Genomic DNA, 14,250 nt, shown 5'->3' on the forward strand with positions numbered 1-14,250 from the left:
AGCCAGCGTTATTTATGATGCGACATCCAGTCATGCTTCACTTTCTATATCAGACAGATGCAATTCCAGACTCAACCTCTCATTCTCATTCTGTTTGAGTTCCAGCATACTGTTTTCAGGCAGAACCAACTCTGTTCCGGTGTACTGTGGATTAATCGGCAGCTCTCGCCCGCCGCGATCCACCAGTACCGCCAGATGAATACAGGCAGGACGACCGTAGTCGAATAACTCGTTTACTGCAGCACGCACCGTCCTGCCCGTGAAAAGTACATCATCCACCAGCAGAATTTTGCTGTTTTCCACATCAAAAGGAAGCTCGGAGGGTCTGACCTGCGGATGCAGGCCGATTTTGCTGTAATCATCCCGATAAAAGGAAATATCCAGCACCCCGATTGGTGCAGACAACTGTAATGCATCATGAATACGCCGGGCAAGCCAGACGCCTCCGGTATGAATGCCAACGATTACAGTATCAGTCGCAATAACGAGTCGTAAACGCTCAATCAGTCCGGCCAGCAGTTGTTCAGCGTCAGGTAGAAGCATCAAGTGAGTCAAAAAAGGATTGAAGAATATGTTGTGCCGCAACCTGATCGATCATGGTGCGCTGCTTACGCCCTATTATACCCGCCTCTCTTAAGGCAGATTGCGCTGTAACAGTTGTATAGCGTTCATCGACCATAACAACCGGCAGTTTAAAACGCCCTTGCAGCCGCCTGGAAAAACGTTCGCATAGTAGCGTTAATGATTGTTCGGTGCCATCCGCATGTACTGACAATCCGACAACCAGCAACACGGGGCGCCACTCCTCGATCAATCTGGCGATGGCATCAAAGCGCACTTTGGTCACGACTGCATCAATTGTAGCCAAAGGATGCGCCAGCCGCAGTTCATCTTCCCCAATTGCCACCCCAACACGCCGTTCACCAAAATCAAAAGCCAGCACAGTACCAGATGAACACACGCTATTCAGATACTCCAGCCGTCCGCTTGCCTGTTTTGACTCAGATATGAAATATTATGCATGGCCCACCTGATGGGATAAATGACAATAATCGATACCCAGGAGCTCCATTGCGGCTGGCAATCTTTTTTCGGACGGCATCTCAAATAAAATTTCTGCTGAAGCGGGTACGGTCAACCAGGCATTTTGTGCAAGTTCCTGTTCGAGCTGTCCGGCAGCCCAGCCCGCATAACCCAGTGTCACCAGCATTTTATCCGGTCCCTGATGATGGGCAGCCGCCTGCAAAATATCAATCGATGCAGTCAACCCGGTCGTTGCATTGGTTGTAAGGGTAGATTGCCATAATCCTACGGGCTGATGCAGCACAAAGCCCCCATCGACCTGCACTGGCCCCCCTACCAGAACCGGCAGTGAGCCTGCCCTTAACTCTCCCGGGGAAATACCCAAATGCTGCAAAAGTTTCTCGACTGAAATATCAGTTGGGCGATTAACAACCAATCCCAGCGCACCCTCCTCATCATGCTCACAAACGTAGATCAGCGTTTTGGCAAAGAATGAATTTTCAAGGCTTGGCATGGCTATCAGAAAATGATCAGTTAGATTGACGTTTTCCATTGCAATCCTTCCTTCAGAAAAAACGTTTTATTAAAGCGCGCATTAGACCCAATAGGCGGTATGCGTCATGACTTTAGCACTTAGCTTCATCGTAAATTTGACGGGTAAAGGCAACTCCCCTCCACCATACGTAACAGCCATGCTGGCATGGCTAGCCTCGTCAATTTTCATTTGCGCGACAATTGCGCGACTGCGCTCATCCTGATAAGGCAGCCGCTCCAAATGACCCGCCAGATGCGCCTCAACCTGGCGCTCCGTTTCCGCCAGAAAACCCAAATTCCATTTATCACCCAGCGCACCTGCAATCAGCCCAAGCATGAATGATCCACCATACCAGACAGGATTCAACAAACTCTTACGTCCACCCAGTTCGGCAATACGTCGCTCTGTCCACGCCAGGTGCTCGGTCTCTTCCCGCGCAGCATGATTTAACGCCTCTTGAATGCGTTCATTACGGGCAGTAAGGGCTTGCCCCTGGTAAAGTGCCTGAGCACATATTTCGCCCACATGATTGATCCGCATCAATGCTGCAGATTGCCTTTTCTCATATGCACTTAATTCATTTTCTGGCAGATGCCCCCCTGGAACCGGCCGCAATGTGTTCGCCGGCACTAACAGTGTGCGCAGCGCATTATCAAATCCCACAATCAATTTGTCTATCTGCAGCATAGCCGCTCCCCCTGTTTAGTATCCATTTTGACCTGAATACCCGTTATCTGATTCATCATTGTAAACATATTTGACGAGCAAGCAATGTCACTGGATGCAAGACTTCCATATTTATCCCTTTTTTTAGCAGACCATTACCCATATGTAACGCACAACCGATATTTGCCGTCACCAGATAATCGGCTCCCGCTGTGCGCAAAGCACTCACTTTGTCCTCAAGCAAGGCCTCGGCAAATTCAGGTTGATCCAGAAAATAGGTGCCTGCCGCGCCACAGCATTGATCATTGCCTTCCAGAGGCCGCACCTCAAGCTCAGGAATCAGTGCCAACAAGGAATAATTCAGGTCAGCCGCACGCAATACATTACGTAGTGTACAAGGCTCATGCACCCAAACCTTTTTCCGCAGGGGGGCAAACTTAAAGCCATCCCAATTCTGCTGCACAAGAAACTGACTGATATCCAGCACGGGCACAGGCGAGCCGTCCACCCTGCCCGGTTTCGTGTGCTCCAGCAATTGCACACCACAGCCGGAAGCCGTGCTAACAATCGCCTGAACATCCAGGCCGGAAAAAGCCTGCTGGTTACACTCAGCAAAATTGGCAGCCTCCTCCACACGCCCACTGTGTTGATGTAACGCACCACAGCAGGTCTGCGTCTTTGGCACATGCACGGCGTAACCCAATTGAGTCAACAGCTTTATCGCTGAAAGCAGCGTTTCTGAATCGCTTATCCGCGCCACACAACCCAGAAACAATCCAACCTCACCACGGCATGCTCCCTTAGCAGAATAGTACTGCTGCCACCGATGCCCTGGCAAATTTCGAGCCGTCAAACACCATTGTGCTTGCAGCAGTGCATGGTGGCTAAAAAATTTTGAACGCAATAATCTGGCTAGCAGACCACTTTTAACCAGCAGGCGCACCCACGGGCGCAAAGCATCAAAACGGGATGGCCTGGCAATCCATTGCCGCTCCATGAAAGACCGCAGCCCGTCCTTGGCCTTGCTTGGAATCGGCTGGCTTGCTGCAGGTGTTTCAACAATATCCCCACTTTGAGATATTTGTTTGTGCCGAATCATCACACGCGCGGAATCAATCAGTTGGCCATAAGCCACCTGACTCGGACACACAGATTCACAAGCACGGCAAGTCAGACACCTGTCCATATGCTGTATAAATCGGTCATTCATGGGAATACGATCTGTTGCCACACCACTCATCAACGCAATACGACCTCGTGGCGAATCCGCTTCAGACAGGGTTAAGCGATAAGTCGGACAATGCGGCAAACACAACCCGCAAGCCACACACCGGTCAGCCTCGGCGAGCAGCGCTGCCTGTATCGTATTCTGAATGGAATCAGTAAGGGGTTGCACCATTTTTTAACCAGGAGATTTTTTATCTGTGTTACAAACCTATCGACTATTGTGACTCGGTTCAGTATATTTTGGTAACGACGCCAGTGTCCAGTTTGATTTTCAAGAACAACTAATTACCACATCATTAATTTGTGGCCCTGTGCCCGGTTACAAAATTCTTTCAGTTCGCTTATTGTTGTGGTGGGATGACTGTAAAATTCCCTCCCATTAATCAGCAAGCATTCAACAATCACAGTTATTATCTACAGCATGCGCACCTTAGTCACTTACATCATGGTTTTCCCCAGGCGCAGCGCGTTTGTGCTGTTTGCGCTGCTACTTGCAGGCGTAGCCGAAGCACTCAGTCTGACAGCGCTGCTGCCACTGTTATCCATTGCCGTGGGAGAGTCGGTGGATTCCAGTATTGGCCAAATGGTCATGGGGTTTTTGCAACAAATCGGCATCAATCCTTCACTGGAGACCATCCTGCTGGTCATCGTCGGCGGTATGTTTCTTAAAGGAATCATTCTGCTACTGACTAATCGCCAGGTGGGTTATACCGTTGCACATGTCGCAACGCGGTTACGACTGGATCTGATCGAAGCCTTGCTAGCAAGCCGCTGGCAATATTACCTGCGTCAGCCAATCGGTGCGCTTGCCAATTCGGTTGCTACCGAAGCGTATCGTGCCGCCAATGGTTTTGAACATAGTGTCAATGTCTTGGCGCTGGCCATTCAGGTCATCGTCTACAGTCTGGTAGCCTGGTTTATCTCCTGGGAAGCCACGCTGGCATCTCTGCTGATCAGCTCAATTCTATTCTTTGTATTACACAGCCTGGTTCGGGCAACCAAACGCGCCGGTAACAAACAAACCCAATTATTGCGCCATTTACTGACTTATCTGACAGATGCGCTTGCTTCCGTAAAATCCCTGAAAGCCATGGCGCGGGACAAAGTCGCGGATGCTATCCTGCACGAACAAACCCAGCAACTGGAAAGAGCAACCCGCAAGGAAGTCACCAACCGTGCAGCCATGCTTGCCCTGCAGGAACCGATTCTGGCGGCATTGACCGCCAGTGGTTTATACCTCGCGCTAGCCGTCTGGCATCTATCTTTGCCCGAAGTAATGGTAATGGTATTTTTGCTGACCCGCATACTCGGCTTGTTCAACAAGGCGCAGCGCCGCTACCAGCAACTCGCTGTTCAGGAAAGCGCATACTGGGCCTTGCGCAAGGCAGCCGAGGACGCGCGACAGGAAGCGGAGAGAATGACTGGCACGTTGACACCCACTCTGGAACTGGGAATACACTTACGCCAGATCGCATTCAGCTATGAGAATAAAACCGTTTTCAGAAACCTGGATATGGACATTCCGGTGAAATCATTTACGGCGGTCATGGGTCCATCCGGTGCAGGCAAGAGTACCTTGCTGGATCTGCTGTGCGGACTGGCGGAACCCAGATCAGGAGAAATTCTGATCGATGGCGCGGCATTACATCATGTTGATTTACGAAAGTGGCGGCATCTGATTGGTTATGTATCTCAAGATACAGTCCTGCTGCATGACAGCATTCGCAACAATATTCTGGTTGGTGAACCGGATATCCAGGTCGAGGATATCGAGCGGGCGCTCCAGCAGGCCGGCGCCTGGGAGTTTGTCAGTCAGCTTACCGATGGCATCGATACCATCGTCGGTGAGCGTGGCGGTATGCTATCAGGTGGTCAACGACAACGTATCGCCATTGCCAGAGCGCTTGTCCATCAACCCAAACTGCTGCTGCTCGATGAACCCACCAGCGCCCTTGACCCTGAAAGTGAGCGCATCATTTGCGACACCCTGCAACGCTTGTCGCGTGACTTCACAATCGTTACAGTTTCTCATCAGCCTGCAGTCATCAATGCCGCCGACAGAGTGTTTATTCTGGCCGATGGGCAGGCAGAATTGCTATCGGATACCCGCATTGATCGGATGAAAATATTGGCAAATCACCACACCATCAACCCTGCTGAAAAAGTAAATTAATTGCGCTTACTCTGGCTACGTGAATGGGTTAATGAATCAGCATCGATAAATTACTATTGCCTGCACAATGTTGTTGCAATTGACTGGCAATCGCGCTGAACTCAATAAACCACATATTTTTACGCGTATCATGCACGAATATAGTCGGAATACAGGTTAAACAGAGAATTTACCGAATGTCAGCCAGCATAGAACAAATCATCCAGAAAACCATGATGCTATGTGCATCCACCGGCGCAAAACTGACAACCAAACGCCAGCATGTGTTACTGGTATTGCTCTCCACCTCCGTTCCACTGTCAGCGTATGAAATCGCCGAACAATACAAGAGGCAATTTAACGAAACGCTGCCCGTCATGTCGGTGTACCGAATCATGCATTTTCTGATTCATGAAAAGCTGGTGCACAAGCTGGAAACAGCCAATCGTTTCATCGCCTGCGCTCACATCGCGTGCGACCATCCCCATGAAATCCCTCAATTCCTGATCTGCGACCACTGCAAAAGAGTGCAGGAAGTCGGTATTCAAAAACGCATCATGGCGGAGCTTACGCACAGTATTGAACATACCGGCTTTACACTCACCGGTCAGCAGCTGGAGCTGCACGGTTTATGTGCAAACTGTCGCAAAAATTTGCCGTCAATACCGCGAAAATAAAAATCAGGATGGTGTTTGATCTGTCAACACGCCATCCACCAGTTGCAACACTCGATCTGCCCGGCTGGCAAGCTGGGTATCGTGGGTTACGATGATCATACCGGCATTCACCTTGCGATTCAGACGCAACATCAGATCGAACACACCCTCCGCAGTATGCCGGTCAAGATTGCCGGTTGGTTCATCCGCCAGCACACAGGCTGGCAACGTCACCAATGCACGCGCGACGGCGGCACGTTGACGCTCGCCTCCGGATAATTCGCCTGGCGTATGGGTCAAGCGATGCTCAAGACCAACGTTGCATAACATTTGCGCCGCTTGTTCCATTGCTGTCTTTTTATCGACACGCCGGATCAGTAGCGGCATCGCCACATTTTCCTGCGCGGTAAATTCTGCCAGCAAATGATGAAACTGATAAACAAAACCGAGAAACTGGTTACGTAAATGTCCGCGCTGCTGTTCACCAACCCCGGCCAGATCCTGATCCTGCAGCAGCACTTTGCCCTGGGTTGGATTGTCCAGCCCGCCAAGCAGATGCAGCAGGGTGCTTTTTCCTGAACCGGAGGCACCAACAATTGCAACCAGTTCGCCTTCATGCAGCTGCAGATTAACGCCATGCAGTACCGGCACTTCATGCTTTCCCTGGAAATAACTTTTATGCAGATCGCGACAGGCAATGACGGTTTTACTCATAGCGCAGCGCCTCGGCTGGATTCACTTTGGATGCGCGATAGCTTGGATAGAGCGTGGCCAGCAGCGTCAACACGAACGAAACGAGCGCAACTGTAACGATATCCGCCAGCTGCGGCTCAGAAGGAATCTTGCTGATGTAATAGACTTCCTGGGATAAAAACTGAATATTGAATAGCCCCTCGATCCACGCCACCAGATCGCCGACGTTAACCGCCAGCAAAATTCCACCCAGCAGGCCGAGTAGCGTGCCCAGCAGACCAATCATCGTGCCCTGCACGATAAAAATCTTCATGATGCTGCCGGGACTCGCCCCCAGCGTGCGGAGAATCGCAATATCCGATTGCTTGTCCGTCACCGCCATCACCAGGGTTGATACGATATTAAACGCCGCCACCGCAATAATTAACGCAAGAATCAGCGATAACATGCGCTTTTCAATCTGAATTGCCCGGAAATAATTGGCGTGCTGCTGCGTCCAGTCGGTCAAATAATAGTTTGCAGTCAATTGATTCACGAGATTCCGTACCACTTGCGGCGCCTGGAAAAGATCATGCAACTTAAGTCGCACCCCGGATACCTCATTGGGTGCCATCCGGTAGAGTTTTTGCGCATCCGCCAGATGAATCAGCGCCAGGCCGGAGTCGTATTCAAAATGTCCCGCTTCAAATACGCCCACCACCGTAAACTGCTTCATGCGCGGCAGAATACCGGCTGGCGTCACCTGCCCCTGCGGGGAGATCAGCGTGATTTTATCTCCAGGGTAGGCGCCGAGGCTGCGGGCCAGTTCCAGGCCAATTACCATGCCAAATTCGCCTGCCTGCAACTGGCTGAATTCACCCATCACCATCCTGTTGGCAAAATCCGCTACCTTGTTTTCGGTATCCGGCAAAATACCGCGCACGCTGACGCCACGCACCACTTGCTGGTAGGAAAGCATTCCCTGTGCATCAACATAGGGAGCGGCTGCGGCAACCTGTGGCTGCTTCATGGCCACTGCCGCAAGATCCTGCCAATCCGTCACGCTGCCTTGGAAACTGCCAATCTGCACATGCGAGGCTACCCCCAGAATGCGCGCGCGCACTTCCTTGTGGAAACCATTCATTACCGACATAACGGTGATCAGCGCCGTCATTCCCAGCGTAATGCCCAAGAGTGAAATCAGCGAGATGAAGGAAATAAAATGATTACGGCGTTTGGCGCGTGTATAACGCAGGCCGATCATGAATTCGTATGCGGTCACTATGTTTTCCGGAAAAATCAATCAAGCGCGAAGTATGCCATATCTCCCCAATAGGGTTATGACGCAACACATTCAGCCGCTGCGATTTTGGCAGGTGGATTCAGTTTCGATGTACAACATGCCAGCCCGCTCATCCGATCATCAATGCATTGAATGAAGGCCGATGACATTGCCTTCCGTATCCGTCACCATTGCGATAAAACCATGTTCGCCAATCGACATTTTCTCGTAGAGAACTTTGCCACCGCTTGACGCCGCTCGCGCGGCTTCCATTGCGCAATCATCACATGAGAAATACACCATTGTACCGCTGCCACCAGAAGGATAGCCTGCCATACGTACCAGTGCTCCTGGCGCACCACAGCCTCCCATCAAAGAAGGAAATACCCACATTTCCATTCCCGGAAAACTCTCTGGATCCGGATTTTCCAACGGCGTGAGTGTTCCCTGAAATACAGCCTCATAGAATACTTTTGCACGGGGCATGTCCTGAACATAAATTTCAAACCAGCCCACCGGATTATTTTTCATGATTTTCCCTTTTGATTAGAGTATGGAATGAGCCTGATGGCTGACTTTCACTATATCAGGCGGTGAGCTTCTCTTAGACTGTTAAGCCTGAATCTACCCGGAAACGATCACTTTCTGTCAGCCAGATAGCAAGTAATCGCTGAAAAATTCTCCAGCGTAAGATTCTCGGCACGCAATCCCGGATCAATTTGCAGGGAATCATAATCAGCGTCACCCAGATAATTTCTCATGGTATTCCTCAGGGTTTTACGTCGCTGTGAGAAGGCTGCACTGACAATATCCGCGAACAAGGATTCGTGTTCCGGGGAAATCAGCAGGCGCGTGCGTGGACGCAAGCTGATCACTGCGGACTGAACCTTGGGCACAGGATGGAAACACTCCGCCGAAACCTGCAGGAGTCGTTCCATCTCATAGCGGTATTGCAACATCAAGGACAGACGTCCATATTCACTTGTAGAAGGTTTTGCCACCATGCGATCGACAACTTCCTGCTGCAACATAAAGTGCATATCCTGGATATGCCTCGCAAAACTCGCCAGATGGAACAATAGTGGAGTAGATATGTTGTAGGGCAGATTGCCAACAATGCGCAGCTTTTCTCCCACCCGGGAAAAATCAAATTTCAAGGCGTCAGCATGATGAATAACCAGGTTACTGCCAGAAAAATCACGTTCGAGCCGAGCGACGATATCCCGGTCGATTTCGATGACCTGTAATTCATTCAGTCTCGCCAGTAAGGGCCGAGTGAGCGCACCAAGTCCCGGGCCGATTTCTATCAGCCGGTCCTCTCTGGTCGGATGGATCTGATTGATAATCTCAAGAATAACACCCTGATCGATCAGGAAATTCTGCCCGAATCGTTTACGCGGAATGTGCCGCATCGGGTATCGAGAGCAGTTTTGCCTTGCCTGCAAGATCCAGCGCCATATCGATGGCAGCCTGCATACTGCCAAGATCAGCCTGCCCGGTGCCAGCCAGTTCCAGTGCGGTACCATGATCAACCGAAGTACGGATGATCGGCAAACCGAGACTAACATTGACGCCACCACCAAAACTTGCGTGTTTCAGTACTGGCAGCCCCTGGTCGTGATACATGGTCAGAATACAATCATATTGTTTGAGCTTGTGCGGTACAAACAGGGTATCCGCCGGCAGCGGTCCCAGCACATTCATGCCCGCTGCGCGCAATCTCTCCAGAACGGGAATGATGATATCAATTTCCTCCCGGCCCAGATGGCCAGACTCTCCGGCATGTGGATTCAACCCGGCTACGGCAATACAGGGATGCCCGATTTTGAAACGAGTGACTAGATCGTGGTGAATGGTATGTAATTTTTGTTCCAGTAATTCGGATGTAATGGCCGCCGACACTTCTTTCAGTGGTAGATGGGTGGTGGCGAGCGTCACTCGCATCCCCCCGCCCACCAGCATCATCACTGCTCGACTATTCGTCAGTTCAGACAAAAACTCGGTATGTCCTGAAAATTTGACACCACTTTCACTGATGATGCCTTTATGGACAGGTGCGGTTACCATCGCATCTGCATCACCACCAAGGCAGGCGTGAACGGCCCGCTTTAATGTCTCAAGTACATAGGTGGCATTACGGGAATCAAGCTTGCCGGTTACTACCGGTTGACGGGTTGGCACATGCCAGACCGACAGATGCCCTGCCTGATGCGGCCGATCCACGGCAACATCGTATTCGTGAATTTCGATCGGCAATTTCAAACAACGTGCGCGCTCCCGGATCAGATCGCGATCAGCGATAACAATCAATTGGCAAGGCTGCAAGGTTTGCGCGACCTGTACGCAAAGATCCGGGCCGATACCGGCTGGCTCACCGGCTGTTAATATCAGTCTAGGTAGAACATGAGTTACCATGATTATTTTCCTGGTGACGTAAATGAACGATTGACAGCTTTAAGTAAAAATACTTGCATCAATTGTCTTCAGCAATATACTCAACATAGGCCTGATCCCTAAGTTGTTGCATCCACTCCTGCACCACACCCTCCGCTTTACGAGCATGAATCGCCTGACGGGCGGCTTCGCGCTGCTGCTGTTCGCTGACATCCTGTTTACGACGTTCAATCACCTTGATCAGATGCCAACCAAAGGTCGTGCGCACGGGCTGGCTTACCTGGTCTGGCAGCAAATCATTCATGGCTTGTTCAAACTCCGGCACGGTATCACGAGGGGAAATCCAGCCTAAGTCTCCTCCCGATGACGCACTGTTATCTTCGGAAAGAGCCTTGGCCAATTCTGCAAAACTTTCTCCCTTATCGACACGCCGCTTGATCTGCATGATTTGTCGGTAGGCATCATCCTCTGACATCAGTTCATTGATCTTGATCAGAATATGCTGAGCATGGGTTTGCTCAATGATGACCACCGGCGTTTCCTGCTTGCGTCTATCCAATAGTTTGAGAATATGAAATCCAATCGGACTGCGAACAACAGGTGTCAACTCGCCAATCTGCATGGTCACCAGCAAATTGGTGAATAAGGGCCCCATTTGACCAATGGGGCGCCAATCAAGTACTCCACCCTGCATGGCATCGGGCGCATCCGAGAACTCAGCAGCCACCTGGGCAAAATCAGCACCTTGCTTAAGGCGTTCCAGCGCGCTCTGCGCACGCTGCTCCCTGGCTTCAATCTGTTTTGTATCCATTTTTTCAGATAGTTGAATCAATATGTGCGCCAGTCGATAATCATCATTGCCAATTGACGAATTCTCCTGCGTTTGCATGAAATTATTAATTTCACTTTCGGTAACGTTGACCCGACTGTTCACCTCCTGCTCTTTTAAGCGCACCATCAAAATCTCTTCACGGATTTCCTCACGGAATAACTGGATATCGGTGCCTTCATTTTGCAGTGTCTCGCGAAATGCTTCCATTGAAAGATTATTGTCCTGGGCAATACGGTGCAGGGTTTGCTCCACCGCATCATCACTGACAACCAGTCCCAGTTCACGCGCACGATTCAACCGTATTCGTTTGAGAATCAAGCGCTCCAGTATCTGTTTTTCCAAAACATCCCGGCGTGGCAACTGTGTGCCCTGTTTTTCCAGTTGCCGGAGGGCATTTTGTAAAACCTCATCAGCCTCCTGCTGGGTAATCACCTCATCATCCACCACGACCACGATGCGATCAATAGATTGATATCCGGCAGGATCCAACGATGACTGGGCAAAACTGGTGGACGCCAGCAAGCTGATTATGACAAGAAAGGGTTTGTAAAAGTATTGGATATTCATTCTTTCAGGAATTACGAAGGTGTCGGTAGATTTCAGGAATGGCTACTGCATGCTTGTTCGGACATAGCCGGGGATACCCTGCTGTAAAACACGTATGGGATTGGTGCCGATACTCATCAGATCGTTCAATTCCAGTTGCACAAAAATGGTGGTGGAGGTTCTTTGGGTGGCGGTGGTAAAACGATTGGCAACCAGCCGCAGGGACCAGCAACAGGCGTTATATTCAATGCCCAGTAATCCGGCAAGTAGTTTGTCATCCTTGAGCGAATAATTGGCACTTGCCAGCGCTTGCCATCTTTTCGTTATTGGCCATTGCGTGGAAATATCCACTTGCTCGAAAATATCACGCGAGAAGCGATAACCCATATTCAGTACCTTGCCCGGTTGCGGATGATAACTGATACCGGCACGTATTTTTTCAGTAAGAAAATTATTCTGATTGAGCTGCACACCTGCATCCGTGAGGATATGCCGAGTAATCCTGCCTGACAGCTCAGCAATAAAATCCGCGCCAGCTGCCGTTGTCTGAGGGGAAGTCAACGTTAACCGGCGTTCATCAAGACGGACTTTCTGCCCAATAGTGGCGCGAATACGCTCATTCCCGGTTGAAGATTCAATCAGGCGTGATGTTACCGCCATGGTAATTTCATTGGCGTCATTGATACGATCCTCGCCACTGAATCTTCTTTCTGAAAAAATTTGCGCAAAACTAAAATCCATCTCGGCCGAATCAAAATTTGGTAAGTTGTTTTGTTCCTTAAAAGGAATGTAAACATAGAACAATCTCGGTTCGAGTGTTTGTATATATTTTCCTTGCCATAAATTGACATCACGTTCAAATACCAGGCCACTGTCAAGACTGAGTATGGGCAGAGTGCGATTCAATGCTTTCGTCTCTGTTCCGGTTGGTGCATTCAGGTTGTATCGCGTGTGGTGCACACCGATACGCGGTTTGATGTATCCCCATGAATTCTGCAAAGGAGCACTGATACTGGGATACAGGGCCAGGCGTGATCCATCTTGCAGGGTTGGATGAGAAAAATGCGTCCAGTTACCGGTTAAATCGAGATCCAGTCCGTGCACATTGCGCTTCACGGCATTCAACGTGAGTTGCGGCAACCGCTTGTGTGGCGCAACAATCGTTGCGCGCGGATCCTGCAAGGTCTGAAATTGTTGCATCAGAATATTGAACGCCAGAGAGCCATCACGCCCCAGCTCACCCAGATAGGAGGCTGTTGCCTGCTGAGGCAAATTGGTACGTGCAGTAAAGGCCACATTCGTTGCCAGATCACGAAAATAATTGCTATCGGATGCCCGCTCGTAATGCAGCGACCCTGTCCAGCCATTGCCCAGCAATTGGGTATGGTCAAAAGCAACGCCATACCGGGTTTCATTGGTAAGCAAATCATCCGGCAGAATATCGAACAATAATTGCCCGCCATGGGCTTGCCCCAGATAGCGAAACTCATTATTGAACATCAGACCACGTTTACTCATATAACGCGGCGTGATGGTGGCATCATAGTTTGGCGCAATATTCCAGTAAAAGGGCACCGATACCTCTGCGCCACTTCTGACCGTATTGCCAAAGATAGGTGCCAGCAACCCCGTTTTACGCTGTCCCCCAAAAGAAAAATTCATCCACGGTAAATAAAGAAAAGGCACATCCTTGAAACGGACTGTCACATTGCGCGCCGTTCCTACCTTTTTTGTCTTGTCAATTGCCAGATCAGACGAATGAATGTACCAATCGTCATCGCCCACCTGACAAGTCGTATAGCGCGCCTGCTTCAGACGATAATGATCGTCCCCCTCCAGGAACAATATTTTGCCCCCCCCTCGTCCACTGCCATCCTTGATGAAATAAAGCGGATCACTCAATTCACCTGTACCGGTCTGCAGATTCAATTGCAGCAAGCTCCCCCTCAGAATATCGTCAGAACGATTCAGTGTTGCGTTACCCTGCACCTCCACCGCCTCACTATCCTGAAAATATTTGACACGATCCGCCTTCAACTCCAGATCATTCTGGCGCATTTTGACATGACCGCTTGCCTCGATTTCACGACCCGCATAGCCATCAAACCGATCTGCCTCAATATAAACCGGCAGCTTGTCTCCTGACTTGAACAACCGGTCTGCTCCCATGGCGGCAACTGGTGCCATTAATAACAACACACACCAGAGAAAAAGGAATTTGTATTGGATCATCGAACTTTTATGGGAATTCAACTTTTCAGAGAT

At 50.2% G+C, this 14,250-nt stretch carries 14 protein-coding genes; 2 read left to right on the forward strand and 12 right to left on the reverse strand.

Going from position 1 to position 14,250, the window contains the following annotated elements; all coding sequences use genetic code 11:
• Nucleotides 1–30: 30 nt before the first annotated feature.
• The 5 genes from pyrR to IPG31_05710 are packed head-to-tail and all read right to left on the reverse strand — an operon-like array spanning nt 31 to nt 3,623.
• On the reverse strand, nt 31–543 hold the full coding sequence (gene pyrR, locus IPG31_05690) for a bifunctional pyr operon transcriptional regulator/uracil phosphoribosyltransferase PyrR (protein MBK6617873.1): 513 nt from the start codon (nt 541–543) through the stop codon (nt 31–33).
• Nucleotides 530–970: a Holliday junction resolvase RuvX gene (gene ruvX / locus IPG31_05695; GenBank protein ID MBK6617874.1), complete on the reverse strand. Its 441-nt coding sequence runs from the start codon at nt 968–970 to the stop codon at nt 530–532. Before ruvX ends, pyrR begins: the two co-directional genes overlap by 14 nt.
• Nucleotides 971–1,015: 45 nt before the next feature.
• The gene (locus tag IPG31_05700) at nt 1,016–1,576 is read right to left on the reverse strand and encodes a YqgE/AlgH family protein (GenBank protein ID MBK6617875.1); all 561 of its coding nucleotides are present in this window, start codon (nt 1,574–1,576) and stop codon (nt 1,016–1,018) included.
• A 42-nt stretch (nt 1,577–1,618) separates the two neighbouring features.
• Nucleotides 1,619–2,245 carry a 2-polyprenyl-3-methyl-6-methoxy-1,4-benzoquinone monooxygenase gene (gene coq7, locus IPG31_05705; GenBank protein MBK6617876.1) on the reverse strand — a complete coding sequence of 209 codons (627 nt, stop codon included), beginning with the start codon at nt 2,243–2,245 and terminating at the stop codon, nt 1,619–1,621.
• A gap of 55 nt (nt 2,246–2,300) precedes the next feature.
• Complete coding sequence (locus IPG31_05710) at nt 2,301–3,623, reverse strand: (Fe-S)-binding protein (GenBank protein ID MBK6617877.1); 1,323 nt, start codon at nt 3,621–3,623, stop codon at nt 2,301–2,303.
• A 249-nt stretch (nt 3,624–3,872) separates the two neighbouring features.
• Here IPG31_05710 and IPG31_05715 point away from each other — a divergent pair, with 249 nt between their 5' ends.
• Nucleotides 3,873–5,624 (forward strand): ABC transporter ATP-binding protein, encoded by a 1,752-nt coding sequence (locus tag IPG31_05715; protein ID MBK6617878.1) that lies wholly within the window; start codon nt 3,873–3,875, stop codon nt 5,622–5,624.
• A gap of 176 nt (nt 5,625–5,800) precedes the next feature.
• The gene (locus tag IPG31_05720) at nt 5,801–6,280 is read left to right on the forward strand and encodes a transcriptional repressor (protein ID MBK6617879.1); all 480 of its coding nucleotides are present in this window, start codon (nt 5,801–5,803) and stop codon (nt 6,278–6,280) included.
• Nucleotides 6,281–6,283: 3 nt separating this feature from the next.
• Here IPG31_05720 and lolD read toward each other — a convergent pair whose 3' ends face one another.
• From lolD to IPG31_05755, 7 genes are all read right to left on the reverse strand, one after another.
• Complete coding sequence (gene lolD / locus IPG31_05725; protein ID MBK6617880.1) at nt 6,284–6,973, reverse strand: lipoprotein-releasing ABC transporter ATP-binding protein LolD; 690 nt, start codon at nt 6,971–6,973, stop codon at nt 6,284–6,286.
• Nucleotides 6,966–8,213: a lipoprotein-releasing ABC transporter permease subunit gene (locus IPG31_05730; protein ID MBK6617881.1), complete on the reverse strand. Its 1,248-nt coding sequence runs from the start codon at nt 8,211–8,213 to the stop codon at nt 6,966–6,968. The genes lolD and IPG31_05730 overlap by 8 nt, the downstream gene beginning before the upstream one ends.
• Before the next feature lie 141 nt (nt 8,214–8,354).
• A complete protein-coding gene (locus tag IPG31_05735) occupies nt 8,355–8,744 on the reverse strand; it encodes a VOC family protein (protein ID MBK6617882.1) in 390 nt (129 codons plus the stop codon).
• A 107-nt stretch (nt 8,745–8,851) separates the two neighbouring features.
• Nucleotides 8,852–9,625, reverse strand: a complete 774-nt coding sequence (gene rsmA / locus IPG31_05740; GenBank protein MBK6617883.1) for a 16S rRNA (adenine(1518)-N(6)/adenine(1519)-N(6))-dimethyltransferase RsmA — start codon at nt 9,623–9,625, stop codon at nt 8,852–8,854.
• Nucleotides 9,606–10,628, reverse strand: coding sequence for a 4-hydroxythreonine-4-phosphate dehydrogenase PdxA (gene pdxA / locus IPG31_05745; GenBank protein MBK6617884.1), 1,023 nt, complete (start codon nt 10,626–10,628; stop codon nt 9,606–9,608). Before pdxA ends, rsmA begins: the two co-directional genes overlap by 20 nt.
• Before the next feature lie 58 nt (nt 10,629–10,686).
• Nucleotides 10,687–12,006, reverse strand: a complete 1,320-nt coding sequence (locus IPG31_05750) for a peptidylprolyl isomerase (GenBank protein MBK6617885.1) — start codon at nt 12,004–12,006, stop codon at nt 10,687–10,689.
• A 42-nt stretch (nt 12,007–12,048) separates the two neighbouring features.
• The gene (locus IPG31_05755) at nt 12,049–14,217 is read right to left on the reverse strand and encodes an LPS-assembly protein LptD (GenBank protein ID MBK6617886.1); all 2,169 of its coding nucleotides are present in this window, start codon (nt 14,215–14,217) and stop codon (nt 12,049–12,051) included.
• Nucleotides 14,218–14,250 lie beyond the last annotated feature (33 nt).

The sequence above is a fragment of the Nitrosomonas sp. genome, from assembly GCA_016703745.1.
In the GTDB taxonomy this organism is placed as follows: Bacteria; Pseudomonadota; Gammaproteobacteria; order Burkholderiales; family Nitrosomonadaceae; genus Nitrosomonas.